The organism is Janibacter sp. Y6 (assembly GCF_040900765.1).
Classification (GTDB): domain Bacteria; phylum Actinomycetota; class Actinomycetes; order Actinomycetales; family Dermatophilaceae; genus Marihabitans; species Marihabitans melonis.
This window is the reverse complement of the sequence record NZ_JAKLYZ010000010.1, coordinates 24,277-50,102: the sequence shown is the minus strand read 5'-3', so window position 1 is coordinate 50,102 and position 25,826 is coordinate 24,277. Positions and strand designations below refer to the sequence as shown.

General features: G+C 73.1%; 23 protein-coding genes and 1 riboswitch. Of the genes, 11 read left to right on the top strand and 12 right to left on the bottom strand.

Features of this window, described 5'->3' with window-relative positions:
- From L6241_RS16160 to L6241_RS16150, 3 genes are all read right to left on the bottom strand, one after another.
- Positions 1-79, bottom strand: a 79-nt coding sequence (locus L6241_RS16160) for a leucine zipper domain-containing protein (RefSeq protein WP_368247079.1), incomplete at its 3' end; no start/stop codon positions are given.
- Positions 80-181: 102 nt separating this feature from the next.
- Positions 182-511: an ArsR/SmtB family transcription factor gene (locus tag L6241_RS16155; RefSeq protein WP_368247076.1), complete on the bottom strand. Its 330-nt coding sequence runs from the start codon at positions 509-511 to the stop codon at positions 182-184.
- A 111-nt stretch (positions 512-622) separates the two neighbouring features.
- Positions 623-1,327, bottom strand: coding sequence for a TetR/AcrR family transcriptional regulator (locus L6241_RS16150; protein WP_368247075.1), 705 nt, complete (start codon positions 1,325-1,327; stop codon positions 623-625).
- 123 nt (positions 1,328-1,450) lie between these two features.
- Between L6241_RS16150 and L6241_RS16145 the strand changes: the two genes are divergently transcribed.
- Positions 1,451-2,341 (top strand): cobalamin-dependent protein, encoded by an 891-nt coding sequence (locus L6241_RS16145; RefSeq protein WP_368247074.1) that lies wholly within the window; start codon positions 1,451-1,453, stop codon positions 2,339-2,341.
- Positions 2,342-2,814: 473 nt separating this feature from the next.
- Here the strand turns inward: L6241_RS16145 and L6241_RS16140 are convergent, their stop codons facing one another.
- Entirely contained in the window at positions 2,815-2,940 is a 126-nt protein-coding gene (locus tag L6241_RS16140; RefSeq protein ID WP_368247073.1) for a hypothetical protein, read from the bottom strand.
- A 273-nt stretch (positions 2,941-3,213) separates the two neighbouring features.
- Between L6241_RS16140 and L6241_RS16135 the strand changes: the two genes are divergently transcribed.
- Complete coding sequence (locus L6241_RS16135; RefSeq protein ID WP_368247072.1) at positions 3,214-4,203, top strand: glycosyltransferase; 990 nt, start codon at positions 3,214-3,216, stop codon at positions 4,201-4,203.
- A gap of 167 nt (positions 4,204-4,370) precedes the next feature.
- Positions 4,371-5,696, top strand: coding sequence for a hypothetical protein (locus L6241_RS16130; RefSeq protein ID WP_368247071.1), 1,326 nt, complete (start codon positions 4,371-4,373; stop codon positions 5,694-5,696).
- Between the two features lie 792 nt (positions 5,697-6,488).
- Here the strand turns inward: L6241_RS16130 and L6241_RS16125 are convergent.
- Positions 6,489-7,085 (bottom strand): hypothetical protein, encoded by a 597-nt coding sequence (locus L6241_RS16125; RefSeq protein ID WP_368247078.1) that lies wholly within the window; start codon positions 7,083-7,085, stop codon positions 6,489-6,491.
- Between the two features lie 488 nt (positions 7,086-7,573).
- Between L6241_RS16125 and L6241_RS16120 the strand changes: the two genes are divergently transcribed.
- Positions 7,574-7,756: a hypothetical protein gene (locus tag L6241_RS16120; protein WP_368247070.1), complete on the top strand. Its 183-nt coding sequence runs from the start codon at positions 7,574-7,576 to the stop codon at positions 7,754-7,756.
- A 9-nt stretch (positions 7,757-7,765) separates the two neighbouring features.
- Here the strand turns inward: L6241_RS16120 and L6241_RS16115 are convergent, their stop codons facing one another.
- Both L6241_RS16115 and L6241_RS16110 read right to left on the bottom strand, forming a co-directional pair.
- Positions 7,766-8,278 carry a hypothetical protein gene (locus tag L6241_RS16115; protein ID WP_368247068.1) on the bottom strand — a complete coding sequence of 171 codons (513 nt, stop codon included), beginning with the start codon at positions 8,276-8,278 and terminating at the stop codon, positions 7,766-7,768.
- A complete protein-coding gene (locus L6241_RS16110; RefSeq protein ID WP_368247067.1) occupies positions 8,275-9,561 on the bottom strand; it encodes an alpha-hydroxy-acid oxidizing protein in 1,287 nt (428 codons plus the stop codon). The genes L6241_RS16115 and L6241_RS16110 overlap by 4 nt, the downstream gene beginning before the upstream one ends.
- Positions 9,562-9,809: 248 nt before the next feature.
- On the opposite strand from L6241_RS16110, the gene L6241_RS16105 reads away from it, so the two are divergent.
- Positions 9,810-11,078 (top strand): DUF222 domain-containing protein, encoded by a 1,269-nt coding sequence (locus L6241_RS16105; protein WP_368247066.1) that lies wholly within the window; start codon positions 9,810-9,812, stop codon positions 11,076-11,078.
- 19 nt (positions 11,079-11,097) lie between these two features.
- Here the strand turns inward: L6241_RS16105 and L6241_RS16100 are convergent, their stop codons facing one another.
- The 4 genes from L6241_RS16100 to L6241_RS16085 form a co-directional block, all read right to left on the bottom strand.
- Positions 11,098-12,600: a hypothetical protein gene (locus L6241_RS16100; protein ID WP_368247065.1), complete on the bottom strand. Its 1,503-nt coding sequence runs from the start codon at positions 12,598-12,600 to the stop codon at positions 11,098-11,100.
- A gap of 90 nt (positions 12,601-12,690) precedes the next feature.
- A complete protein-coding gene (locus L6241_RS16095) occupies positions 12,691-13,587 on the bottom strand; it encodes a C40 family peptidase (RefSeq protein ID WP_368247064.1) in 897 nt (298 codons plus the stop codon).
- A gap of 3 nt (positions 13,588-13,590) precedes the next feature.
- A riboswitch (cyclic di-AMP (ydaO/yuaA leader) is annotated at positions 13,591-13,761 on the bottom strand.
- A 108-nt stretch (positions 13,762-13,869) separates the two neighbouring features.
- Positions 13,870-14,592 carry a metal-dependent transcriptional regulator gene (locus L6241_RS16090; protein ID WP_123093701.1) on the bottom strand — a complete coding sequence of 241 codons (723 nt, stop codon included), beginning with the start codon at positions 14,590-14,592 and terminating at the stop codon, positions 13,870-13,872.
- Entirely contained in the window at positions 14,589-15,833 is a 1,245-nt protein-coding gene (locus L6241_RS16085; protein WP_368247062.1) for an MFS transporter, read from the bottom strand. The genes L6241_RS16090 and L6241_RS16085 overlap by 4 nt, the downstream gene beginning before the upstream one ends.
- A 64-nt stretch (positions 15,834-15,897) precedes the next feature.
- On the opposite strand from L6241_RS16085, the gene L6241_RS16080 reads away from it, so the two are divergent.
- Together L6241_RS16080 and L6241_RS16075 are read left to right on the top strand one after the other, a co-directional pair.
- Complete coding sequence (locus L6241_RS16080) at positions 15,898-16,677, top strand: hypothetical protein (protein WP_123093703.1); 780 nt, start codon at positions 15,898-15,900, stop codon at positions 16,675-16,677.
- The gene (locus L6241_RS16075) at positions 16,674-17,957 is read left to right on the top strand and encodes a hydroxyacid-oxoacid transhydrogenase (RefSeq protein ID WP_368247061.1); all 1,284 of its coding nucleotides are present in this window, start codon (positions 16,674-16,676) and stop codon (positions 17,955-17,957) included. The genes L6241_RS16080 and L6241_RS16075 overlap by 4 nt, the downstream gene beginning before the upstream one ends.
- A 16-nt stretch (positions 17,958-17,973) precedes the next feature.
- Here L6241_RS16075 and L6241_RS16070 read toward each other — a convergent pair whose 3' ends face one another.
- On the bottom strand, positions 17,974-19,965 hold the full coding sequence (locus L6241_RS16070) for an acyltransferase family protein (protein ID WP_368247060.1): 1,992 nt from the start codon (positions 19,963-19,965) through the stop codon (positions 17,974-17,976).
- Positions 19,966-20,011: 46 nt separating this feature from the next.
- On the opposite strand from L6241_RS16070, the gene L6241_RS16065 reads away from it, so the two are divergent.
- The 4 genes from L6241_RS16065 (at position 20,012) to L6241_RS16050 (ending at position 25,714) form a co-directional block, all read left to right on the top strand.
- Positions 20,012-22,015 (top strand): acyltransferase family protein, encoded by a 2,004-nt coding sequence (locus tag L6241_RS16065; RefSeq protein ID WP_368247059.1) that lies wholly within the window; start codon positions 20,012-20,014, stop codon positions 22,013-22,015.
- 84 nt (positions 22,016-22,099) lie between these two features.
- Positions 22,100-23,023, top strand: a complete 924-nt coding sequence (locus L6241_RS16060; protein WP_368247058.1) for an LppX_LprAFG lipoprotein — start codon at positions 22,100-22,102, stop codon at positions 23,021-23,023.
- Positions 23,020-24,144 carry a phosphoserine transaminase gene (serC, locus tag L6241_RS16055; protein ID WP_368247057.1) on the top strand — a complete coding sequence of 375 codons (1,125 nt, stop codon included), beginning with the start codon at positions 23,020-23,022 and terminating at the stop codon, positions 24,142-24,144. The genes L6241_RS16060 and serC overlap by 4 nt, the downstream gene beginning before the upstream one ends.
- 4 nt (positions 24,145-24,148) lie before the next feature.
- A complete protein-coding gene (locus tag L6241_RS16050) occupies positions 24,149-25,714 on the top strand; it encodes a glycosyltransferase family 39 protein (RefSeq protein ID WP_368247056.1) in 1,566 nt (521 codons plus the stop codon).
- Positions 25,715-25,826: the final 112 nt, after the last annotated feature.

Below are 25,826 nucleotides of genomic sequence, written 5' to 3'. Positions count from 1 at the left end.
CCGCCCACCCCTGGCGGCGGACTCGGTCGACCAGCAGACGGCGACCATGAACATTGAGACGAGCGTTAGCGTGGGCCACGAGAACCTCCGGGTCGGGCGGGACTTCGACAATCCACACCTCACCCGGAGGTTCTCCTCCTCGTCAACGCCTACGCGTCACCAACCTCTCGGCCGAGTACATCTAGCAGCCCGGGGCCTCCTCGCGGGCTGCGCGCTTGTGGGGCGCCGCGGACCCCTGCGGCGGCCACACCCGGTCGAGGTAGGCCCGCAGATCGGCGATGCCGTCGTGGTCCAGCGCGTAGATCCGACGGGTCCCCTCGGCCAGATCGGTCACCAGCCCCGCCTGCTTGAGCACCCGCAGGTGCTGCGAGACCCCGGGCCGCTTGATCGGCAGCTGGGCGGCGAGCACTCCCACCGGCTGCGGGCCGCCAGAGGCGAGCAGCTCGACCACCGCCCGTCGGTTGGCGTCGCCGAGCGCCTCGAGCTGCAGCTCCGCGCGATGTGTGTGCACCGTCCGAAATCTAGCACCCAGTCTTACGATGTAAGCAGGTGAGAAATCCTGTCCCGCACGTGTTCTCGCGTGGCGACTCCTGGCCGACCCTGCCGGGGCGAGGCGAGGGCGCTACTGGGAGATGTGCAGCTCGATGCGCTCGATGAGGGCTTCCAGACCGATCTCGAACTCGGCCTTGGAGTGGTCCTGGCTCAGCGCTGGCCGCAGCCGTTTGATCGTGGGGAAGTCGTCGAGGTCGAGCTCTGCATCACCCTCGGGGATACTGGCCTCCCCTTCGTCGAGGGCGACCTCGACCGGTGAGGTCTGCGCGCCGTGCACGACCGACTCCAGCAGCAGGTGCCCCAGGAGGAACCCGCTGAAGGAGCGGTACACGTGCACGGCACCGTCCTCGGTGAAGCCGTGCCCGATCAGCGTGCTGAGGAAGTCCTCGACCAGGCTCAGGCTGCGAAGAGGCGGGCGCAGCCACGGCGCTGCCGGGTGACGGGTGGCCACCAGCGGGAAGGCGTGGGGGTGGGCCACGGCCACCGCCCGGACCTGGTGGGCGAAGGTCTGCAGATAGCCCTGCCAGGTCTCGGAGAGCTCGGCGTCGAGATCTTCCTCCAGACCCCGCAGCATCTGCGCCACGACAGCCTCAAGAAGATCCTCACGCCCAGAGACGTGCCGGTAGAGCGACATCGCCTCCACACCCAGGGCGCTGCCCAAGGAGCGCATCGTCAGCTTCTGGGCGCCCTGCGCGTCGATGTAGGCCAGGGCCGAACGCACGATGAGATCTCTGCTCAGCCGCGCCCGGCTCGGCGTCCCTGACTCCGAGACCATTGGCACCTTCCCCTGTTGAGTGTTCCGTCGCTCAGGAATGACGCTTCGTATCGTACGTGCTCGAACGTCCTGCGTCGTCGGCTCCTTCTCGACAAGTCCAACTTACGGCGTAAGGCTACGATTGTGGTCGTGGGAGGTATACGAATTGGGGAGCTGTCCCGTCGTACTGGTCTGAGCGTGGATGTGCTGCGTGCGTGGGAGAGGCGGTTCGGCCTGTTCGAGCCGCAGCGCAGTGCCTCTGGGTACCGGTTGTACTCCGGGCGTGATGAGCGCATCGCCCACGACGTCGTCGCCCTGAAGGCGCAAGGGGTGCCGTTGGCCAAGGCTGTCGCGCTGGCTCGAGACACCCCCGTGCAGGCGCCGACCGCGCAGGTGCTGATCGCCCGGATCGATCAGGCGGTGCGAGGCCTCGATCCCGATGCCGCCAGGAGAGCGGTTCGAGCCTCGAGCGAGGCTCTGGGGGTCGAGGCCGCCATGGTCGCGGTGTACTTGCCCTACCTTCGCCTGCTGGGGCAGCAGTGGCTGGACGGGGCGGTCACGGTCGCTCACGAGCACTTCGTCAGCCACATCATCCGCAAGCACATCGGGACACTGGCCCAAGACCCCCATCCGGGCGGGCGTCGCACAGCCGTGGTCGCCTGCCCCGCCGGAGAGCGTCACGACATCGCGCTGCTGATGATCGCCACCCTGCTCACCCGCCGGGGCTGGTCGGTGCGCTACCTCGGCGGGGACACCCCGCTGGAGGCGATCACCTCCACAGCAGCGCGCACCCGCGCCGACCTCGTCGTCTTGGCGGTCACGCGACCCGAGATCCTCGAGGCCGCCGTGCCGGCGGCGCGCCAGCTGGCCCAGAGCACCCACGTCGCCGTCGGCGGCCCAGGGGCTTCGATCGAGCTCGCCGAGCAGATCGGCGCCACGCTGCTCGTGGCCAACCCCGTCCACTCGGTCCTCCGCCTCGACGAGCTCGTCCCGGCCTCACGCGAGCGGTTGAAGGCGCAGGGCGCGGCCTTCTAGCTCCCCCACGAACCAGCGCCCGAGCTCCGGGTGACCTCAGGACCTCTTGAGGGACCAGAGGAGGCGCGCGGTGCCCCACTTCCGTGACCGCGCGCCTCCGCCAGCTGGTAGCAGCATGACGGCGTCGCACCTCATCTTCACGACCCCGCGCCGCAAGCACTCCAGCGAGCCGCACCTCTCACGCCCCCAGGCGATGATCGGGACCAGGCGCATCTGTCCGCAGATGTGGCGTCGGCGGGGTGTGCGGCGACCATCGTCCAGTGCGACTGCGACTGAGAGCGATTCGTCCGCGAATCACCTGCCGGTCGGTGTGCCCGGGCGGAGGGAGGAGCGTGCAGCTCAGCAGGATCCTCGGGAAATCGCCCCCCGCTATTCGCGCCGACGACGACCCTTGGTCGACGCGTCATCAGGCTTGCGTTCGGAGTGGACGACCCAAGGACTGCGGTGGCGATCTTGCTGGGCGTCCCGATGCGTCAGCGGGGCTTGGCCACGAGGAGGGACACGCAGGCCGCCGCGACGACGAGCAGCGGCAGCACCGAGATCCACAGTCCGAAGGTCATGAGCGAACACAAGTTGGTCGTCTCCGAGACCGGCAACACGTTGTCCACTCTTCGGGGTCGGTGCGACGGCGAGTCACTCCCGCAGGGGGGCTAGGTATCCACGCCTCGACGGGCTGAGGACGGCGCCTCGCGATGCGTCGACGACGGGTGTCCCCGGCCGTGGAACCGGCGCGCACCTCGTGCCGTCCCAGTAGACAACCAATCGGTAACAAAAGCACTCGGTCGGTCGTTCGCGCAGGTCAGCCCGCCTCTTGCTGGGTACGGTCGCGGTTCGGTCCGGGTGGGGTGCTCGGACGTAGCAGGGGAGACAGCATGGATGAGCGGTATGCCGCGATGCGCAAGAAGGCGCAGTACCACGCCGCACGGTCGAGGCAGCGGGCCGCGCGGATCGTCGAGCTCGAGGCAGCGCTGGATCGGGCGCAGTCAGCGGTCAGGACGGACCGGGTGCCCCCGATCTACGGTGCGACGCGCTACAGCGTCTTCGTCCCCGGGAGCCTGGAGTGGCAGCTGTCCTCGACGGGCGAGGACGAGCAGGCCTACCGGGAGCGGCTGTGGTCGGCAGAGCGGATGGGCCCGCGCCAGCAGGTCTTCCTCGAGTGGGCGACGCCGATCTACCAGGGCTTCCACGACGCGTACGGGTACCGCCATGTCGTGCAGTACAGCGCCGAGATGCCGGCGCGGTGGCGCGACGCCCTGCTCGACGCCGCGGCGACCTACCCTGTGCTGCTGCCCGTGCCCTCGCACCGCTGGCAGGACCGGGTCGGGGCGATCCGCGACGACCTGCGCGCCCGCGACGCCGGGCCCGGCCCGGTGGCCTGGCTGCGCGTCGACGACGACGACCTGCTCGCGACGACCTTCCTCGACCGGCTGGTCCCGCTGGTGACGGCCGCCCACGACGGGTGGTCGGTCTCCTTCGGCAAGGGTCTGACGGCCGAGTACGAGGACGGTCGGCTGCACCGCTTCGGGCTGACCAACCGCACGATGGCCTCGATGGGGCAGACCTTCGTCGGCACGGTCGACCGGTCCGGCAGCCCGACCTTCCCCCCGCTCGTCAGCCACGTGCGCGCGCACCGCGAGATGCCCGTGGCCGTCGACTCCCGCGAGGTCGCCTACCTGCGTCTGCTCCACGACCAGCAGGACCGCGACCTCGCCGCAGAACCCGTGCAGAACCCCACCGACGCCTACCACCTCGAGCACCTCGACGAAGACCTCGCCCGGCTCTTCCCCACGGTGCTCCCGTACGCCGAACGCCCAGAGGAATCACTCGTCACCTCGGCCTCACGCCGACACCGCGGTAACTGAGCGTGGCCGTGCAACAAGAACAAGCGATTCGCTTCATCAGATGGACACCGGGCACAGCGATCCAGGATCCTCGCCCAGGCGTCGCTCGATGCCAATCGCAGGGGTTGGGGAATTCGATGTGTTCGCTCGTTCGTCGGGCGGCAGCTGTGCTGCTCGCTCTTGTTGTCATGTCCGCCGGTGCCGGGAGCGCCGCCGCGCCCGCGTCCGCAGACGTCGTGCCGAGCCCTGACCGCAACGTCATCGGGGGCTGTCTCCTGCGCTTCGACGGGGCCGGTCAGCCGTACCTGTCGCCGTCGTTGGGCAGGCCGTGCATTGGTGCGGTCTCGATCACTCGGACCGGTCTGGGGGATCTCGAGATCCATCTCGCCCCGGGCGCGCGGTACCCCCAGACCCGGCTCCTGGTCAGCGCCGACACGACCCTGGCCTCACGAGGGATCACCGTCGGTGCCTCTCGCAGCCCCCGCTCGATTGCGCTGCGCTTCTTCGACTCCAGGAGCGGCAAGCGGGTCGACATGCGCAGCACGGCGCAGCGCGCCCGGGTCGCGCGCGGCGGCGCGTCCGTTGGGTGGCTGGGCCGCAGCGCCGTCAACACGACGCAGCTCGACCCCGGTGTCGACGCCTATGGGCGATTTCACGACCGGCTCGCGACGGACGACCAGACGGTGGCCGGCGGGTGCGTCATCCGGTTCAGCTCCACGGGACCGAAGATTCACGCCAACAGCACCCATCACTGCACCGGGGTGCGCAGCGTCGGCATCAGCACCCTGGGGCGTATGCGGATCGTGTACTCGGACGAGCAGCGAGGCAGCACCATCAACGTGTCGGCCGACCCGGACGAGACCCTGGTGCGACGGGGCATCATCACCGGCATCAGCTCCTCTCCCGCTGAGCTGCACGTCGACCTCTTCGACGCGCGCTCGAAGAAGCGGGTCGACCTCCGGCGCCTGGCCGACCGCAAGGTCATGGCCGGCGCCTTCGCGAACATCTGGGTTGCCTGGACCAAGACCACCACACGACCCGGTCTGGCCAACGCGACGACGACCCCCGCCCTGGACAAGTACGGCCAGTTCGTCCACGGCTCGGCACCCGCGGGCGGCGTGCGCCAGACCGGGTGCGAGATCCGGTTCGGCGGCACCGGTGCGCACCCGTCGGTCACCTCGACGTCCACGAGCAGCTGCACCGGCGCGGCGTCCGTTTCAGTAGGCCCCTCAGGGACCTTGCGAGTGGTGGCAGCCGAAGGCACGTCCGGTCCGATCATCGCGACGACGACGGTGTCGAGCCGCTCCGCGGCCGACTACGGCATCCGAGCCGGCGCCTCGGGCGGTGGTGCCACCACCGACTACCGCTTCTACAGCATCCGCCTCGCTCGCACCCTGGACCTGCGCAAGGCCGCCGACCGCGACCTCTTCCGACGCACGAACGCAGCGGTCGTCCTCGGCTGGAGCCGACCGGCCCCGCCTACGAACGTCGTCGCCTCCCCCGCTGGGGGCTAGCCCAGCCGCTCTCGGTACGGAGCTGCCGACAGATGCAGCGAGGTAGACGGACCCGCGGGCAGGGGAAGACCGCGGGCCCGCCTACACCCGTGATCGTCGCACCCAAGCGGTCTCCGACAGAGGAAAGGCATCGATGGATCCGCCGCACGGTGGTCTCACGCCCCCATCGATCTCAGGCGTCTCTGCACTCACCAAATTAACCTCAAACACCACAATGACCACATAGACCGCGCTGCTTCACGGTGTCCCGGTTGTCTTCATGCAGCCGTTCGAAGAGATCGTCACCGAACACCCGTCGAGCGGCGGCCGGGTTGTCGAGTCCGACGATCGGACAGGATGCCGCTAGCAAACCGGCAGCCTGGCCTCACGACTACCCGAGGGACGCAGAGATGGTCTTCCACCACCACCGGTACGCCGGCGAGCAGCTGGCACGAGACGCCCTCACGGCCCTACTAGCGAACCTGAAGCGCCCCTCGTGCGTCCTCGTGGTCGCGACGGTGAAGGGCCCCTATGGGTACGACGAGGTCCAGGCTGCACCCGAGGTCGTTCTCGAAGCCGTAGCCCAGCCAGGAAACCCTGGCTGCCAGCCGCCATTTGTGAACATCTCCACCGTCCGGCCTGCAGCCTCCCGCCTCAAGCGGCACTCGGCGGTCGAGACAGGAAGGTGCTCCGCACCTGCGGTCGCTCAGTCCGTGGAAGCCCGGCCGCTTGACCCGTAAGCCCTACGGCCGGATTGCTCCGCTGTCGAATCGATGGCATCCCGTGCCTACGGGTCGAGACGCCGGATGGTCGTTATCCGCCGTTGGCGGTGAAGAGCGCGTACTCAATGACGTCCGTAGGCGCTTCCGGACACCACGCGTCCCTGAGCGCCTCACTCATAGCTATGTATCTCGCATAGCTCGATGCCGACCATCCCCACGTCGCCCACCCGAGAGTCCGAGCCACACGTGCGTCGAGGATGAGGGGCCGAGAGCGGCCCGACGAACCAGCCTCGAACCCGGCGAAGTACATCCACTTGGTGAAGAACGCAGGCCCCAGGTGCTTGATGCGCAGTGAGCCGCCTCGAAGCATCTGCGCGTAGCAGTCGGCGGGTTCCTCGGAACGTGCTGCGGAATGAGCTCGTAGCAACGTCGCGGCGAACCCCTCCTCTCGCAGAGGACGGGCAGCCCGAGCAATCGCCCGAGCCTTGGTGCCAGTACCCCAGGCCGCCATCAGAAGGTAGAGCTCGAGCGCGTCAGCCTCCGTATCCACCCGCTCAGCCCGGCGATGCACGGCGCGTCGTGACACCGCGACTGCCTCCTGCGAGTCCAGAGCCGCTGGTCGGTGCATCCCATCCGGCCAGCGCTTCTCCCACTGCGAGCGGCCCCATACGAATTCCTGACCGCGCACCTGCTCAGCGGTCGGCGGCCCCTGCGGGAATGCCACCTTCAGCTTGTCGAGAACAACACCGGTTGATTCATCCACCACTCATCTGATCACAGGAGACCGCTCCAGGTAGGGACTCCACGAGGTCCCGCGACCTGGGGCATCGGGACTCGCGGCTGCGACGTTGGCCACCTGCGAGTCCAAGGTTGCACGTCGCCTCGAGGCCGCATTTTGGACGTACGACAGTCGACTCGATGGCTCCGACCGAGACCGAATGGCCCGAGTTTCCGCGGTTCACACGGTTGCCAGACGTGCGAATCACGCTCTCGCGACTCTCCTAAAGAAGGTGTCGCAAGTTCGAATCTTGCCGGGGGCACCGCCATTTACCGGGCTTCCCGGCCTCCCTCGACCGCGCGCGGGGCCGCCGAGGCCGCATTGTGGACGCACCCGTTGCTGAAGCCCACGACGCACCCACGACTGAAGCCCCACGACCCACCCGGCAGACTGCGCCCATGCCGACCTACCGCAAGTGGTCCATCGCGATGTTCGCCATCATCGCCGTCTACTGGACGGCTCGGCTCACCCTCGACGGAAGCGCCGCCGACATCGCGATGATCGTCATCGCACCCCTCATGCTCCTCGTCGGGGCGATCACCCTCTTCTCCTGGTTCCGCTGGACCCAGCGCGAGAGGTGAGACGACGGCTCACGGTCCGCAGGCCTCCCGCCACTCGACCCTCATCGACGTGTCCGCGGCGCGTCCCCGCCAGCCGGACCGGTAGTGCACGCGGATGCCCTCGAGCGTCGCCGGGACCTCCTCGACGACCACCCGGAGGACGAGGACCCGGCTCTCCCCCTTCGCCATCGTCTCCCCCTCCGCCTGCCGGCGGTCCCGCCAGATCGGGCCGTCCACGTCGACGAGCTCACCGGGCCACCCCGGCGAGGTCCCGGGGATCGTCGTCGGCCCGTCCAGCGTCGACAGCGACGACTCCTCGAGCCGCACCCCGTCGGCGCCCACCAGCTCGAGCTCCTCGAGCTCGAGGTCGGTGCTCGCGTCGGCCGTGTGGCTCGCGACCGTCCAGTCGCCGGGGCGCGAGGCGATCGTGCACAGCGTCGACTCGCCGCCGTCCTGCCCGACGTCGAGCGCCGGCGGCCCGCCGCACGCCACGGCGGCACCCGCGCACGTGACCACCACGGCGACCGCGCGGAGCCTGCTCATCGCTCGACGAGCACGTCTCGCGTGATCGACGCCAGGTCTGGCACACCGGCGAGCGCCATCGTCAGGTCGAGCTCGGCGACGACGTTGGCGATGACCTCCTCGACGCCACGCTGACCCGCGACCGCCATCCCGTACATGTACGGCCGCCCGAGCAGCACGGCGTCGGCCCCGAGGGCGAGCGCGACGAAGACGTCCGCGCCCGTGCGGATCCCGCTGTCCATGAGCACCGTCGCGTCCGGCCCGACGGCGTCGCGCACCCGCACGAGTGCGTCCAGCGACGCGATGGAGCTGTCCACCTGCCGCCCGCCGTGGTTGGAGACGACGATGCCGTCGACGCCGAGGTCGAGGGCGCGGCGCGCGTCGTCGGGGTGCAGGATCCCCTTGAGCACGACCGGCAGCGTGGTCCGGTCTCGCAGGGTGGCGATGTGGTCCCACGACAGCCGCGGGTTCGAGTAGGTCTCGAGGAAGGTCTCGACCGCCGCACGCGGCCGCGGTGAGCGCAGGTTGTCGCGGAGCCGTCCCGGGTGGTGCCGCGTGATCGACAGCAACGACCGGATGGCCGACGGGGTGACCTTCGGGCGCTCGGCGGGCTCCCCCTTCGCCGCCGTGTCCACCCGCTGGTCGACGAGACCCATGAAGTGCTCGTCGCTCGTGTACTGCCCGATCCCCTGACCTCGGGCGAAGGGGAGCGAGCCGAGGTCGAGGTCCTGCGGTCGCCAGCCGAGCACGGTCGTGTCGAGCGTGACGACGAGCGCCTCCGCGCCTGCCGCCTCCGCGCGGCCGATGAGGCTGTCGACGAGACCTTCGTCGGTGCTCCAGTAGAGCTGCATCCAGTGCGGCGTCGCGCCCATCGCCGCCGCCGTCTCCTCCAGCGGTGTCCCGCCCTGGTTGGTGAAGACGTAGGGGATGCCGGTCGCGGCCGCCGCGCGTGCGGTGACGAGATCGGCGTCGCGGTGGACGAGCTGACCGGCACCCACGGGCGCGAGGGCGAAGGGGGCGGGCAGCCGCGTCCCGAGGACGGTGCGGGAGAGGTCACGGTCGGCCGCACCGGCGAGCATCCGGGGGACGATCGCCCACCGGTCGAAGGCCTCGCGGTTGTTGCGCATCGTGCGCCCCTCACCCGCACCGCCCGCGACGTAGGCCCAGGCGCGGCGGCTCATCGCCGACTCGGCCGCCTCCTCGAGCCCGGCGGCGTGGGTCGGCACCGCCGGCCGGTCGCCGACCACCCCGTCGCGGTAGATCTGGCTCTGCCGCTCACGGCCGGGGTCGGGGCTCGGGCTCATCGGTCCTCCTGGGTCGGGTGCGCCCAGGCTAGGGCCGTCGACCGTTCGTCGACAGGGCCTGGCCTGTTCGAACACCTGTTCGATATTGTGGAGCCATGGCGACGATGCCGCAGCTCCCAGATCCCGGGTCCCACCCGGGCGAAGGGGGTGTGCCGGCACTCCTCGACGAGGTCCACGCAGGAGTCGACCGGCTTCTTGAGGCGATCGCTCGTGACGATCGCACGGCAGGTCGGGTACTGCGAGCAGACGTGGCCGAGGTCGAGCGGCTGGCGCGGCGCGTCGACTCCGCGCGGCTGCGCCTCGTCGCCCGCGCGGACTCCGTGCGCGTGGCCGAGCGCACCGGGCACACCGACACCGGGGCGTGGCTCGCGCAGACGACGAACGGCGACAGGCGGCCCGCCTCGCGCGACGTCCGCCTGGCCGCCGCCCTCAGCGCGCCGACGGCTCCCAGCGCGGACGACCCGACCGCCGCCGCCGCGGGCGACGGGGTGCTGAGCCTCGTCGCTCCCCCGCCCGAGCCAGACCTCGCGCAGACCGCGGCCGCTCTGGACGACGGGCGGATCAGCGCCGAGCACGCCCGCGTCATCACCGGCGCGATGGCCGAGCTGCCCGACACCCTCACCCCCGAACAGCGCCGCACCTGCGAAGCCGAGCTCCTCCTGCTCGCGGTCAACCGGGCACCGGCCAAGCTGCGGATCGCCGCCAGACGCGTCCTCGAGACCGTCGAGCCCGACCAGGACGTCGTCGACGCCCACGAGGAGTCCGTGCTCGCCGACGAGGAGGCCCGCGCGGTCGATGCGGCAGCCTTCTGGATCAAGGACAACTCCGACGGCACCATGACCGGTCACTTCACCGTCCCCTGGGCCAGCGGCATCATCCTCAAGAAGGTCATCGACGCCATGACCGCCCCGCGCCGCAGGGCAACGAGCGGTGGCGCCGTCGGCACCGCCCCCAGCGACCTCGCCGCCCTCACCGGCGACACCCGGGTCGACCAGCTCGACTGGCAGCACCGCCGCGGCCTCGCCCTGGCCGACCTCCTCGCCCGCATCCCCACCGACCACCTCTCCACCAAGATCGCCGCCACCCTGCTGGTCACCACCCGACTCGAGGACCTGCGCGGCCAGCTGACCCGAGCCGGACGCACCGACGCCGGCGACCACCTCGACGCCGGCACCACCCGCCGCATGGCCTGCGCCGCCGGCATCATCCCCCTCGTCCTCGACGGCGCCTCCCAGCCCCTCGATCTCGGCCGCCAACGCCGGCTCTACACCGAAGCACAACGCCTCGCCCTCACCACCCGCTACGACCAGTGCGCCGCCGACGGGTGCGACCGACCCTTCGCCTGGTGCGAGATCCACCACCTCGACCCCTGGGCACAGGGCGGGAGCACCGACCTCGACGACGCAGCACCACTGTGCGGACGACACCACCGCATGCTCCACGGACCCGACTGGCAGCACACCACCACCCGAAGACAGGACAGGTCCGTCTCGATCCGCTTCTACCGACGGACGTAGAGCGATGGCGCGGCAGGGATCAGGCGGGCCCGAAGGGGGATGCCGGCTGGGCGGGAGGTGCCGGCTGGGCGGGAGGTGCCGGCCGGGCAGGGGGCGAGGCCGCGGAGCCCGGGACGGGCGCAGAACCGGGCTGGGCGGGGGGCGAGCCCGGGACGGGCGCGGGACCGGGCTGAGCGGGGGGCGAGCTCGGGGCCGGCCCGGCACCGGGCTGGCCCTGGGGGGTGGTGGCGGCGAGGGTCTCGACCGCGAGCACGGAGACGGCGGCGGTCCAGGCAAGAGGTGCGGGGCCGGCGGAGGCGCCGTCGTGGAGGACCTTCTCGGGCAGGGAGCCGCCCCGGGTGCGGTGCACGGCGAGCCAGCCGAGCGCGTCGCGGGCCTGGTCGTGCGAGTCCGCGGAGCTCGCCCAGGCGCCGGCGAGCAGGGCGACCTCCGGGGTCCAGGCGACGCCGTCGCCGCGCCAGTCCTCGCCCGGGGCGTAGCCGCCGTTGCTGCGGGCCATGCGGCGGCTGGCCGACTCGAGCGCCGAGCGCAGGCTCTCCTCGGCCCGGCCCGCGGCCCGGTAGGGCGGGAGCATGAAGGCGATCGACGCGTCCCGCGAGAGGCGGCCCCGCTGCCGCGGCCACCCGGCGGTACCGAAGACCTCGATCATCGCGGTCTCGAGACGCCGCGCGACCTGACCGCACCGGTCGGCGAGATCGAGGTCGCCCTCTCCGCCGAGACGGGCGAGGACGAGCTCGGCGTGCTCGAGACCGACGAGGATCGGGGCGGCGGTGCCCAAGGTGAGGCGGGGGGCGTCGACCTCCCAGTAGTCCGGGCTCGGCCGGGGCAGGCCGGACGCGCGGACCTGGCCCAGGGCGAGCCGGGCGCACCGGCGCACGAGCGCGGCGACGTCGTCGCGGGCCGAGGACCCGAGCCAGTCGTCCACGGTGCGGCCGGCCGACCACAGGACCCAGCCCATGCCGTCGGACTGCGGGTGACGGCCGTCGGGGGTGCCGCCGTCGGGGAGGTACCGGGCCTCGACGTGGTCGCCGACGACGAGCCGAGAGAGGGCGTGCATCTGCCGGACGGCCCCTGGGGCGTCGCCGAGCGCCTGGAGCGCGACCGCGACGTGAGCGGTGTCGCGGGGCCAGGCGTATCGCCAGCGGCCCTCCCAGCCGGCGACGGCGACGGGCAGCCCCCACGAGAGCACCCACAGGTCGAGCGCGGCCTCGGTGAGCAGCCCGCCGTGCGGGCCGTCGAGGTCGAGCGGGACCCCGGCGAGCAGCGCGTCCTGGGCGTCGACCGCCTCCGTGGCGAGCGGGCCGTCGACCGTGCGTCGGCCCCGGACGAGCAGACCGAGCTCGCCGACCGAGACGTTGCGCCGCGACGCGCGCCACGGCTGCTCCCCCGTCGTGGCCACGGTCGCGCCGAAGGACAGCTCGCGCGCGCGTCGCTGCCCGTCGCGGTGGTCGTTGCCCGCGGCGGTCAGCCCGAGCGCGAGCAGACCGCCGCCCCCTGCGAGGAGGCTGCGACGGCTGGGCACCGGCCCATGGTGCCAGGACACGCCGAAGGCCCCCGCCGGTGGCGAGGGCCTTCGAGCGTGTCGAGCGCGCTGGCGTCGAGCGACGGGGTGTCAGCTCACCCGGCCGTAGCCGGAGACCCCGTCGAAGACCGGGCGGACCGAGACCGAGGACCCGGTGCGCGGGGCGTCGATCATCATGCCGTCGCCGACGTAGATGCCCATGTGGTACGCCGGGGAGCCGAAGAAGACGAGGTCACCGGGCTGCGGGTTGCTCACCGGGGTGGTGGCGGCCTGCTGCTCGGTCGTCGTGCGCGGCAGCGACTTGCCGGCCTTGGCGAAGACGTACTGGGTGAAGCCCGAGCAGTCGAAGCCGGACGGGGTGGTGCCGCCGTAGACGTACGGGACGCCGATGTACTGCTTCGCGATCGAGATGACGTCGCCCGACGCGGCCGGGGCCTGCGTGGTCTCGGTCTGCTGCGTTGGGGCCGACTCGGTCGGGGTCTGCGTCGGGGCGGGGGTGCGCTCCTGCGAGCGGCTGGCGCTCTCGTCCTCCTGGCGCTCCTGCTCGGCGGCGGCAGCCGCCTGCTCGCGCTCGCGCTCGGCCTGCTCGCGGGCGGCCTGCTGCTCCGCGGCGATCTCGGCGCGGCGCTCCTGCACGAGGCGGACCATCCACGGCGGCGGGCCCTGGGGCTTCTCGACGGCGCCGACGGTCAGGGCGCCGAAGGTCTGCTGACCGGCGCTGGGGGTCGTCGTCTCGGGGGCGGCGACGGCGGGCGCGGCCGCGACGGTGCTGACGTCGGCGGCGGCGACCTCCTGACGGCCCTGGTCGACGGGGGCGTCAGCGGCCGAGGCCGGGACGGCGACGGCGGCGATGAGCCCGCCGGACGCGGCGACGACGGCCGCACCCTTGACGAGGGGGGTCGTCGCGTCGGAGACGATGGTGGTCAGCTCGGTGACGGGGTTGTACCGTCCGGCGGCGCGGTGGCGCCCGTGGCTGCGCTCGGTCACAGTGGTGCCTCTCGATGCCTACGAGGTGAGCTGTCGGGTTCGGGTGGAGGACACCCGGCCCAGCAGGACGCCGCGCGAGCGACGACCTGGAGGACTTCACCCCGAGGGGCGAGCACGCTCGCCCCGATGGTGGGTCCCCCGCTCCTGCCCGGTGGTGGAACCGGACGTCGGAACGGGGGCAGGACTCGGCGGTCCGTGTCGACGGTCCGTCCTCAGGGGGTGGACGGACTCCAGCACCGTACACACGACGTGAGCGAAAGTCACGTTCGGGTCACGGCAGTGTCACGAGATGGTCAGCGGCTCCGCCGGCTGGACGAAGACGTGGCTCGCGACGTCGCGGGGCAGCGACACCCCTTCGCTCTCCTGGGCGCCCTCGAGGACGACGACGACACGGTCGTCCTCGTCGTCGCGCACGACGACCCGGGCGCCGGGGCGGACCTTGGCCAGCGTGAGCAGCGGCAGCGCGGCCTCGTCGACCTGGACCGGCTCGCCGAGACGGCGCACGACGAAGGGGCCGGCCATCGACCCGTCGACGACCTCGGTGAGGCTGCTCAGACCCTCGCGGAACTCGTCGACCTCGGTCTCGCCGAGGAGCTCGTCGAGCCCGGGGATCGGGTTGCCGTAGGGCGACTCGCGGTGCTCGCCGAGGAGGCCGACGATCTTGCGCTCGACCCGGTCGGACATGACGTGCTCCCAGCGGCAGGCCTCCTCGTGGACGAACTCCCACTCGAGGCCGACGACCTCGGTGAGCAGCAGCTCGGCGAGGCGGTGCTTGCGCATGACCCGGGTCGCGAGGACGCGGCCGTGGTCGGTGAGGACCAGGCGGCGGTCGGTCCCGACGTGCACGAGGTCGTCGCGCTCCATCCGCGCGACGGTCTGCGAGACCGTCGGGCCGGAGTGGCCCAGACGCTCGGCGATCCGGGCGCGCATCGGAGGGATGCCCTCCTCCTCGAGCTCGAAGATCGTGCGGAGGTACATCTCGGTGGTGTCGACCAGGTCCTTCACGAGACCGATTGTGCCCGCTCATCGGCTCTGGACCTATCGCGCAGCCGGCGCCGGTCCGCCCGCAGCACCCAGTACGTCACCCAGCCGGAGCCGACGAGACCGGCGAGGCCGAGCGTGAGGGCGGCGGCGGTGAGCGAGAAGAGGCCGGTGAGCGCGGCGACGGCGAGCGCACCGCCGGCGTTGCCGATCTCGCCGCAGAAGCGCCACCCGCCGAGGAACTGCGCGCGGCCGAGAGCCGGGGCGTTGTCGGCGCCGATCGTCATGACGATGCCGGCGCCCAGACCGTTGGCCGCGGCCATGCCGCACGCGACGACGACGAGCCCGACGAGGTCGGTGGCGAGCGGCAGCGCGATCATCGTCGCGCCGAGCAAGAAGCTCATCGGGCCGGCGATCGCGGCGCGGCCGAAGCGGTCCATCGCCCATCCGGCGGGGTAGACGAGGAAGAGCTCGACGACCCCGGCGACGGCGAAGACCGCCGAGCTCTGGGCGCCGTCGAGCCCGATCTGCGTCGCCCACAACGGCAGGATGACCAGCCGCGCCTGGCGCAGCCCGCTGATGACGAGCACGCCGAGGCCGAGGGTGAGCAGGACGCGGGAGTGCTCGCGCAGCACCCGAAGCATCGTCGGCGTGCCCTCCGCCTGCTCGCGGGCGGCCATCGCGCGCTCGTGCGAGCCGGTGATGTCGGGGGTCGACACGACGATCGCCAGCGACAGCGCGGCGAAGGCGACGGCCACGCCGAAGGCGCCCTGCAGCCCCGTCGCGGCGACGACCGCGCCGCCGACCGCCGGGCCGAGGAGCATGCCGACACGCAGCGAGCCGCCGAGGAGCGACATCCCCCGGGCGAGCCGGTCCGGCGGCAGGACGTCGATCATGAAGCCCTGACGGGCGAGGAAGAAGACGCTGCTCGCCAGCCCGGTGACGAACATCCCGACCGCCATGAGCCACAGCGTCGGCGCGAAGCCCGCGACCGCGATGGCGACGACGTCGACCACACCGGCGAGGACGAGGGCGCGCCGCTCGCCGAGCCGGGCGACGAGCGCACCGCCGGGCAGGGCGCCGACGAGCTGTCCGACCCCGATGAGCGCGACGACGAGCCCGGCGGTCGCGAGCGAGGCCCCGAGGTCGTCGTGGGCCCGCAGCGCCGCGACCGGGAGCAGGGCGCCCGTGGCCGCCCCGGTGGCGAGGGTCGGGCCGTAGGCCGGCAGCGCGATCCGGCGCCAGGCGAAGGGGGTCGAGGTCATCACCGGCATCGTCTCAGGTCGGGGGTCTGCGGGCCGTCGTCGTCCGTCGCTAGGGTCGGTGCCCATGACGCCGTCGTCCGCCCTGGCTCCCCCGTCGCCCACCGTCGTCGACGCCGATCACCAGGGTCCGCCCGGGTGCGGCAACGGGGGGTGGGTCTGCGGTCTGCTCGCCGACCGCCTCGAGGCCCTCGCACCGGGGTCGGGCGAGCTGCCCGCCACCGAGGTGCGACTCGTCGCGCCCACGCCGGTCGGCCGGCCGCTGCGCTGGGAGGTCGAGGGACGGGCCGGTGACCGCGATGTCGCGGTGCGGCTCCTCGACGCCCACACGGTCCTCGGCGTCGCCCGGCCGGCACCCTCCCCGTCGCTCGACGTCCCTGACCCGGTCTCGCTCGACGAGGCCCGCACCGCGGCCGACGGCTACGACCTCACCGGGCACCCCTACCCCGGGTGCTACGTGTGCGGGCCGGACGCGAGCGCCGGGCTGCACGTCTACGCCGGCGCAGTCGCCGGACGTGAGGGCGTGCACGCGGCGCCGGTGACCCTGCCCGACGCCGAGCTGCCGACCGTCTTCGCCGCGCTGGACTGCCCGGGCGCCTTCGCCGTCGGCTTCGGGGTCGACGCGCTCCTGCTGGGGACCTTCGTCGCCGAGGTGCGCTCGCCCGTGCCGGTCGGCCGCGAGCTCGTCGTCATGTCGTGGGACGAGGGGCGCGAGGGGCGCCGTCGCCACTGCGGCACGGCCCTGCTCGACGGCGACCGCGTGCTCGCGAGCGCGGCGGCGACCTGGGTCGACGTCGGGCGGCGACGGATCCCTGGGACGGCCCCGGCGGCGGGAGACGCGCGATGAGCGAGACCGTCTTCACCTACGCCGCGCCCGCCCTCAAGTACGGCCCCGGCGCGCTCGACGAGCTCGGGCACGACGTCGCAGGTCTCGGCGCGACCCGGGCGCTCGTCGTCACCGACGCCGGGGTGCTCGCCACCGGTCATCCCGAGCGGGCGGCGCAGTCGTTGCGGGCCGCAGGCGTCGAGGCGGTCGTCCACGACAGCGCCCGGGTCGAGCCGACCGACGCCTCCCTCCTCGCCGCGGTCGAGCGGGCCCGCGCCGAGGGCACCGTCGACGCGGTGGTCGCCGTCGGCGGCGGGTCGAGCATCGACACCGCGAAGGCGGTCTCGCTCATGCTCACCAACCCCGGCGAGCTCATGGACTACGTCAACCGTCCGGTCGGCGGCGGGCAGGCACCGAGCCGGCCCGTCCTGCCGGTCGTCGCCGTGCCGACGACGACCGGCACGGGCAGCGAGTCGACGACGATCTGCGTGCTCGACGTGCTCCAGGCGCAGGTGAAGACCGGCATCAGCCACGCCCGGCTGCGCCCCGTGCTCGCCGTCGTCGACCCCGACCTCACCCTGAGCCAGCCCGCCGGCGTCACCGCCGCCGCGGGCATGGACATCCTGTGCCACGCCCTCGAGAGCTGGACGGCGCGGCCGTACACGGGCTTCGCGGCGAAGCAGCCCCACGAGCGGGTGCCGTACTGCGGCGCCAACCCGATCGCCGACATGTGGTCGGAGCGCTCGCTGCGGCTGCTCGCCGGGTCCTTCCGCCGGGCCGTCGCCGACGGCTCGGACCGCGAGGCCCGGGGCCAGATGGCACTCGCGGCGACCTTCGCCGGGCTGGGCTTCGGCAACGCGGGAGTGCACGTGCCCCACGCCGACGCCTACCCGGTCGCCGGCCGGGTCCACGACATCGGCTCGGACTTCCGGCCCGCGGGCTACGACGTCGACGAGGCGATGGTCCCCCACGGCATGGCGGTCGCGCTCACGGCGCCGGCGGCCTTCGCGCTGACCTTCGACGCCGACCCGCAGCGCCATCTCGCCGCGGCCGACTGGCTCGACCCGACCGGCGAGGTCACCGCCGACGAGCCCTCCGCCCGGCTGCCCGCGGTGCTCACCGCGCTCATGCGTGACATCGGCATGCCGTCCGGCCTGGCCGAGGTCGGGTACGGCGAGGGCGATCTCGACGGGCTCGTCGAGGGCGCCCTGCAGCAGCAGCGCCTGCTCGCCACGGCGCCGCTCGAGGTCACCGGGGAGCACCTGCGCGGGGTCTTCGCGGCCTCGCTCCACCTGTGGTGACGACGGGCGAAGGGGGTCAGCCCCGGGTCCGCCAGGCCTGGCTGACCTGACCGAGCAGCCAGCGCCAGATCATCGGCGAGGCCTCGGGCGAGAAGTGCACGGCGTCGTCGTAGAGGGGCAAGCCCTGCACCTGCTCGGTGTACCCGTCGGCGCACACGGCCCCGTGCAGGTCGAGCAGACGGGTGTCGGGGTGCGCCTCGACCCAGTCGCGCAGCAGCGCGTTGGTGCGCACCGGGTCCGAGTACTCGTCGAGGTACTCCGGGGTGGCCTCGCGGATCGCGTCGAACTCGTCGTTGCCGGGCCCCTTGGGGAAGCTGCGGCAGGTGACGGTGACGACGTAGAAGTCCCGGATGCCGGCCTCGCCCGCCCGCTCGTGCATCCGGTCGAGCTGGCTGAAGACCATCTGGGTGTGCCCCGGGTCGCCGAGACGCACGACGGTGCCGTCGGGCTGCTCGTGGGGCAGCGAGAGCAGCGTGCTCCCCCACACCGCGACCGCCTCGACGCCGGCCTCCTTCGCCCGCCTCGGCCACGAGTCCTTCGCCTCCTGGCACTGCGGCGTCGTCGCCTTGGTCTCGAAGGCGTTGACGAGCGGCGCGTCGAGCAGGTCGCAGCCCTCGTGGGCGAGGTTGACCGGCTGCGCGTCGGGGAAGAGCTGCTCCGGGAAGCGCTCGACGAGGTACCACGGCACGGAGTCGCCGACCATGCCGATCCGGGTCGGCGAGCCGGGCACGTACTCGGGCTGGCCCTGCACGACCTGCGGCGCGGCGTCCATCGTCGTCGGCTCGGCGGCGAGCGCCTCCTGGGTCGGGGCCCGCATGAGGGTCGCGCCGACGACGAGCGCGGGCACGGCGACGGCCGCGACGGTGAGCAGCACCGGCCGACGGGCGCGCGGCAGCAGGGCGCGCACGCCACCGCGCAGCACCGGTGCCTCGACGTAGCGGTCGCTGAGGTGGGCGAGCAGGGCGGTCAGGCTCAGGCCGACGACCGCGCTGAGCAGCACCTGGTCGCCGATGGGCGATGCGAGCAGGGCGACGTGCACCGGCCAGTGCCACAGGTACAGCGAGTAGGTCAGCCGGCCGACCTCGCGCACGGGCCGCCACTCGAAGACCGCGGCGATCGCCCGCGGCCGCGCCGGGTCGGCGATCCCGATGATGATCGCCACCGTGCCGAGGTTGGCCAGGAGCATCCCGCCGCGCTCCCACACCCACGACGAGTAGGGCCCGATGGAGAAGAAGGCGGCGACGAGGCTCAGCACGCCGACCCACGCGAGCGGCGAGACCCAGCGGCGCGGGACGCGGGGCACGACCCCGTCCCGCCCGGCGGAGAAGAAGGCGCCGAGCGCCGAGCCCATGAGCAGGGCCGAGACCCGCGTGTCGGTGCTGTAGTACAGCCGGGGGAAGCTCGCGCCGCTCGACGCGACGACCACGAGGTGCACGCTCGCGACCAGCGACAGCACGGCGAAGGCGATGCCGAGCCGCTTGCGCGAGCGCAGGACGGTCATGAGGAGCAGGAGCACGAGCGGGATGAGCAGGTAGTACTGCTCCTCGATCGCGAGGGTCCACGCGTGGCGAAGGGGTGAGGGGTTGGCCTGGTCGCCGAAGTACTGGTCGCCCTGGACGACGAGACGCCAGTTCATCGCGAAGCCGAGGGTGGCCAGGACGTCGCCGCCGATGCGCCGGGCCTGCCCGGCGGGCGCGAGGGCCAGGGCCCACACGGTGATCGCGGAGACGACGAGGAGCAGCCCGGGCAGCAGCCGGCGGGCCCGGCGCTGGTAGAAGCGCCACGCGTCGACCCGGCCGGTGACCGCCCGCTCCTCGACGAGCAGACGGGTGATGAAGAAGCCCGAGAGGACGAAGAAGGTGTTGATCGCCAGCCACAGCCCGTCGGCGTGCGGCAGCCCGAAGTGCCCGACGAGGAAGAGGGCCATGAAGAGCCCTCGGAACCCGTCGAGGGCTGGGGTGTGGCCGTAGGCGGACCGGTACCGCCGCGGGCTCCTCGGGCCGGACATCGCAGCGATGCTACCCGCGGGTCAGGCGCTGCTTAGTCTGTCCTCCATGTCGCGGGCGATGGGGGTCATCAGGGCGGCGGTGAGCACCGACCGGCACCGTCACGGCTCGGCGTACAGCGCGCCCGTCGACGGCTACCGCGGGCTCTTCGTCCTCCTCGTCGTCGCCTACCACCTCGGCGTGCGCCAGCTCGGCGGCGGCTGGATCGGCATCAACCACTTCTTCGTCTTCTCCGGCTTCCTCATCGCCGGGATCCTCCTGCGCGAGCACCAGCGCTACGGCGACATCGACGTGCTGCGCTTCTACGCCCGTCGCGCCCGACGGGTCCTGCCGGCGATGCTCCTGCTCGTCGTCGGCGTGCTCGCGGTGACGGCGGCGACCGGCTGGGGCGACCGGCGCCAGACCGCCGGCGACGCGGCCGCGACGGCGACGCTGTGGATCAACTGGCGGCTCGTGGCCCGCGACGACCAGTACTTCGACCTCTTCGCCGAGCCCTCCCCCCTTCGCCACGCGTGGACCCTCGGGGTGGAGGAGCAGTTCTACCTCCTCGCCCCCTTCGTCGTCCTCCTCGCGCTGAGGGTGCTGCGCACCCGGGCCCAGCGGGTCGGGCTCATGGTGGCGCTCGCCGTCGCCCTCGCCGGGTGGAGCCATCACCTCGTCGGCACCGACGTCAACGCCGCGCGGCTCTACTACGGCACCGACGTGCGGGCGCAGGCCTTCGTCATCGGCATCGCCGCCGCCTTCTACTTCGCGCCGGACCGGCGGGGGCGGCGGCCCGAGCTGCCGCTGGCCGTCTCGCACGCCATCGGGTGGATCGGCACGGCCGTCTCGCTCGCCGCCTTCTTCGTGCTCGACGAGACCTCGATCGGGGTCTTCGCCGGCGGCGGGATGCTCGTCTTCGCCGTCGCCGCGGCCCTCATGGGCGTCTCGGCGCTCGACCCCCGCCCGATGCTGCTCAACCGGGTCATCTCCGTGCCGCCCCTCGTTGACCTCGGGCAGGTGTCCTACGGGCTCTACCTCTTCCACTGGCCGATCGGGCTGTGGTGGCAGCGCCTCGACCTCCACCCGGTCGTCTCGGGCGTGACCGCCTTCGCCCTCAGCTGGGTGCTCGCCGTCGCCTCGTACCGCCTCGTCGAGATGCCGGTGCTCACCGGCGGGCTGCGCCGGGTCCTGCGCCGACGCGGGCTCTCCGCGACCGCCGTGACGACCGGCGCCGTCGCGGCGGTCACCGCCGTCGCCCTCGTCATGGCCGCCCGCACCCCGGCCCTGGAGGACCAGCCGTGGGACGGCCGCCCGATCGACGCCGCCCTCACCTGGCGAGAGCCGGCCGAGCCGTTGCGCGTCGCCGTCGTCGGCGACTCGGTGCCGGCGAGCCTGCTCTCGGGGTGGGACCCCGGTCGCTACCGCGGGCTTGAGGTGCTGCGCTACGCCGAGTACGGCGGGTGCAGCGCGACCCCGGTGACGATGCAGGTGCTCGACCGGCAGGTGCCCGAGTCGCCGGTCTGCCCGTCGTGGCGCCAGCTGTGGCCGCGCGAGGTCCGCGAGAAGGGCGCGGACGTCGTCCTCGCCCCCGCCGGGCTGCGCTTCGTCCTGCCGACCGTCGTCGACGGCGAGGTCGTGCCCCCGCGCTCGGAGCAGCTGCGCGGGTTCGTCGAGGCCGATCTCAACGCGATGCGAGAGCAGACGGAGCGCTCCGGGGCCGCGCAGCTCGACATCCTCAACGTCCCCTGCCGGGTCCTCGACGGCTCGAGCCAGCCGCGTCAGCAGCTCGAGCAGATCCGCACGCAGCTCGGCATCACCGACGGCGAGCTCGTCCTCGACCCGACGTGGGTCAACGGCGTCATCGACGACTGGGCGGCGCGGCAGGGCGATGACGGCCCGCGGGTCACCGTGCTCGACCTCGACGCCCAGCTGTGCCCCGGCGGGCGCCACCAGCGGGTCGTCGGCGGGGCGCTGCTGTACGAGGAGGGCGTGCACTTCACCCCCGAGGGTGCGCACGCCGTGTGGTCCTGGCTCGCCCCGGCCGTCGTCGAGGCGGCCGGCGAGCGCTGAGCGCACCCCCGGCATGATGTGGGACGAGATCGACCCGCCCCCGCCCGCTCGGGCACAGTGGGGCCGACCACCGATGGAGGCGAGATGACCCGAGAGCACGCGCACCGGCACCGGCGCGCCGCCCGGCGCGCCCTCCCGGCCCTCGCCGGGGCGGCGGTCCTCGGCCTGCTCGGCGGCTGCGCCCTGCCGACCGACCCCGCCCCCACCGCGGGCGACAGCTCGACGCCGACCGACCCCGTGCCCTGGGAGACGAGCACCGGGTCGGGCAGCAGCTCGTCGGGCGGCAGCTCGTCCGGCACGAGCAGCTCGTCGAGCCGCACGAGCACGAAGGGGGCGACCCCCACCTCGCGTGGCGGGACCGGCAGCTCGACCTTCCCCTCCCCCTCGAGCACCGGCGAGAGCGTCGACCGCAACGACTTCGTCGAACGGGTGCGGCGCGGGCTGCGCGACAGCCCGAGCGCCGAGGTGCAGGCCGAGGTCGAGCTCGGCGGCACGACCGTCGAGGCGACCGGCGCCCAGGACCTCGACGCCGACGCGCTCGAGATGACGGTGAGCGCCGACACCCTCACCTTCGACTACCGCGCCGTCGACGACCGCTACTTCCTCGCCCAGCCTCCGCGCTGGGTAGAGATCGACCCCGACAGCGCCGACTCGACGGTGCGCGCCACCCTCGACCAGATCCAGCTGCTCTCGCTGCAGCGCCAGCTCGACGGCTTCCTCGGCGGGGTGACGAGCGTCGGCGAGCAGGGCAGCGAGGACGTCGACGGCGAGGAGACGACCCGGTACACGACGGTGGTCGACACCGAGCGCGCCCGCGACGCCGTGGGCGGCGACCCGCTGCCGACGACCTCCGACCAGCTCCTCTACGACGTGTGGCTCGACGAGGACGACCTCATCCGCAAGCTCGTCGTCGACCTCGACGGCACCACGGTGACCCTGCGGGCAGACCGCTGGGGCGAGCCCGTGGACATCCAGACCCCCGACGCCTCGGAGATCGTGCAGCAGTGACGACCATCCCCGCCCACCTCCTGCCCCGCGACGGCCGCTTCGGCTCCGGCCCGAGCAAGGTCCGCCAGGCCCAGGTCGACGCGCTCGCCGCCGCCGGGGCCACCGGCGGCCCCGGCCCGGCCCTGCTCGGCACCTCGCACCGCCAGGCACCGGTCCGCGAGCTCGTCGGCTCCGTGCGGGCCGGCGTCGCCGAGCTCCTCGGCGCCCCCGACGGTTACGAGGTCGTCCTCGGCAACGGCGGGTCCACCGCCTTCTGGGAGGTCGCCGCCTTCGGCCTCGTCGAAGAGCGCGCCCAGCACTGCGTCTTCGGCGAGTTCTCCTCGAAGTTCGCCGAGGTGACGCGCTCCGCCCCCTTCGTCGGCGAGCCGAGCGTCGTCTCCGCCGAGCCCGGGTCGATTGCCCGGCCGGTCGCGCAGGACGGCGTCGACGTCTACGCCTGGCCGCACAACGAGACCTCGACCGGCGCGATGGCCCCCGTCGAGCGGCCCGAGGGCACCGACGGCGCGCTCGTCGTCGTCGACGCGACCTCGGCCGCGGGCGGTGTCGCCGTCGACCTCGCGCAGAGCGACGTCTACTACTTCGCGCCGCAGAAGTGCTTCGCCTCCGACGGCGGGCTGTGGCTCGCCGTGCTCAGCCCGGCCGCCCTCGAGCGCGCCGAGCAGGTCCGCGCATCGGGCCGCTGGGTGCCGCCGAGCCTCGACCTCGTCACGGCGGTCGAGCAGTCGCGCAAGGACCAGACCTACAACACCCCGGCGATCGCGACCCTCGTCATGCTCGACGCCCAGCTGCGCTGGCTGCTCGAGCAGGGCGGGCTCGCCTGGGCCGACGCCCGCACCCGCGAGTCCTCCGGGCTGCTCCACGCGTGGGCGGACCGGCGCGAGGAGGTCACCCCCTTCGTCACCGACCCGGCGCACCGCTCGCAGGTCGTGACGACGCTCGACCTCGCCGAGCACGTCGACGCGGCCGCGATCGCGAAGACCCTGCGCGAGCACGGCGTCGTCGACGTCGACCCGTACCGCAAGCTCGGGCGCAACCAGCTGCGGGTCGCGACCTTCCCCGCCGTCGAGCCCGACGACGTCGCGGCGCTCGTCGCGTGCCTGGACCACCTGCTCGACCGCTGAGTCGGTGAGCCTGCCGCACGCGGGCGGTCACGGGGGCGTCCGGCCGCGACACCTCCTGCTGCTCCTCGCGAGCCTCGCCGGGGTCGTCATGGCCACGTGGCGCCTCGGGGTCGCCTCGACCCGCGGCGACGAGATCTACTACCGCGACGCCGCGCTGGACCACCTCGCCGGCGACTGGCTGGCCAACGCGCAGCACCCGCCGCTCGCCAAGGAGCTCATGGCGCTGTCCATGGGGGTGCTCGGCGACGGGACGATCCCCGGCCGGCTGCCGGCGGCGACGTGCGCCTGGCTCACCGGCTTCGTCGTCGCGGGCCTCGTGTGGGAGATCACCGGCCGGACGAAGGGGGGTGTCCTCGCCGGCGTCGGGGCGGCCCTGCTGTGGTGGCTGCTCCCCTTCGAGCCGGCGCGGATGGCGACCCTCGAGGCGCCGCTCGCCCTCTTCGTCGCGCTCGCGACCTGGGCCTGGCTGCGCGCCCGCGTGGGCTGGTCGTCGTGGTGGTTCCTCCTCGGCGGCGCCGCCGTCGGGCTCGCCGTCGCGACGAAGCTCACGGGCGCGCTCGCCGTCGCCGGGCTGCTGCCGGTGCTGCTCCTCGGCGTCCGCGACCGGCGCGACCCGGCCGTGCTCAGCAGGCTCGACCCCCGCGCCCGCCGACGCCTCGACCGGCTCGCGACGAGACCGGTGCGGCGGACCGTGACCGCGCTCGCCGTCGCGGCCGTGGGCGCGCTCGCCGCCTGGGCCGCGTGCTACCTGCCGCTCGGCGGTGACGCGTTCGAGGCCGTGCGCACGTCGGTGACCTTCCAGGCCGAGCACGCCGCCCAGGGCCACGCCCACCCGGTCGCCGGGCGAGACCAGCTCTTCCCGCCGTGGTGGTCGGGGTGGTGGTACCAGGCGCAGCACCTCGGGCCGGTGGCGACGACGGCGCTGTGGGCGCTCGCGATCGTCGGCGCCGTGCGTCACCGGCGGCGCAGCGCCCCGGTGGTCGCCACGCTCACGGCGAGCGCCCTCGCCCTCGCCGTGTCACCGCTGCAGCTGCCGCACTACCAGTACGTGTGGTGGCCGACCCTGCTCGTCCTCGGGGCCGCGGCCTGGGTCCCGGCGCCGAGCGCGACCGCTCCCCGACGCGCGCCGTGGGCGCCGCGGGTCGCCTCGGCCCTCGCGCTCGCCCTTACCGTGCCGGTCGCCGGCGTCGCCGCCCAGCACGTGCGCGGGGTGCTCACGCTCGAGGTCGACGACTACCGGGCGGCCGCGCTGCTCGTCGAGCGCTCGGTGCCGGAGCAGACCCCGGTGACGGTGTGGGCGCAGATGCGGGCGGTGCGGCTCGGTCTGCCCACCCAGGAGCTGTCCACCCGGCTGCCCGCCGACGCCAACCCCGCGGTGCTCGTCGTCGACCTGCAGTGGGCGCAGCGCAAGGGGCTCGACCTCGCGCTGTGGGAGCGCTGCCGCTCGGCGCAGTACGACCGGCAGCCGCTCGGCGCGGTCGTCGTGTACGTCCGCGACGACTCGGTGCAGGCCGACCCGTCCGGGGGTCTGCCCGAGGGCTGCGAGGCGCTGCCCCGCCAGGGCGGCTGACTCCCCCGTCGCCTGCGCTGGTGGCTCCCGTCGCCGGCGCGACCGGCTCTCCCTTCGCCCGTGCGGACGAGGAGGAGCCGCACGGGTCAGAGCAGGGCGCCGGCCGCGACGG

Excerpts from the sequence above, each read along its gene's own strand:
- L6241_RS16085 (WP_368247062.1), bottom strand. The coding sequence starts at position 15,833 with ATGACCTCGACCCCCTTCGCCTGGCGCCGGATCGCGCTGCCGGCCTAC.
- L6241_RS16130 (WP_368247071.1), top strand. The coding sequence starts at position 4,371 with ATGTCCGCCGGTGCCGGGAGCGCCGCCGCGCCCGCGTCCGCAGACGTC.
- L6241_RS16080 (WP_123093703.1), top strand. The coding sequence starts at position 15,898 with ATGACGCCGTCGTCCGCCCTGGCTCCCCCGTCGCCCACCGTCGTCGAC.
- L6241_RS16115 (WP_368247068.1), bottom strand. The coding sequence starts at position 8,278 with ATGAGCAGGCTCCGCGCGGTCGCCGTGGTGGTCACGTGCGCGGGTGCC.
- L6241_RS16150 (WP_368247075.1), bottom strand. The coding sequence starts at position 1,327 with ATGGTCTCGGAGTCAGGGACGCCGAGCCGGGCGCGGCTGAGCAGAGAT.
- L6241_RS16070 (WP_368247060.1), bottom strand. The coding sequence starts at position 19,965 with ATGTCCGGCCCGAGGAGCCCGCGGCGGTACCGGTCCGCCTACGGCCAC.
- L6241_RS16075 (WP_368247061.1), top strand. The coding sequence starts at position 16,674 with ATGAGCGAGACCGTCTTCACCTACGCCGCGCCCGCCCTCAAGTACGGC.
- L6241_RS16135 (WP_368247072.1), top strand. The coding sequence starts at position 3,214 with ATGGATGAGCGGTATGCCGCGATGCGCAAGAAGGCGCAGTACCACGCC.
- L6241_RS16120 (WP_368247070.1), top strand. The coding sequence starts at position 7,574 with ATGCCGACCTACCGCAAGTGGTCCATCGCGATGTTCGCCATCATCGCC.
- L6241_RS16060 (WP_368247058.1), top strand. The coding sequence starts at position 22,100 with ATGACCCGAGAGCACGCGCACCGGCACCGGCGCGCCGCCCGGCGCGCC.
- L6241_RS16065 (WP_368247059.1), top strand. The coding sequence starts at position 20,012 with ATGTCGCGGGCGATGGGGGTCATCAGGGCGGCGGTGAGCACCGACCGG.
- L6241_RS16110 (WP_368247067.1), bottom strand. The coding sequence starts at position 9,561 with ATGAGCCCGAGCCCCGACCCCGGCCGTGAGCGGCAGAGCCAGATCTAC.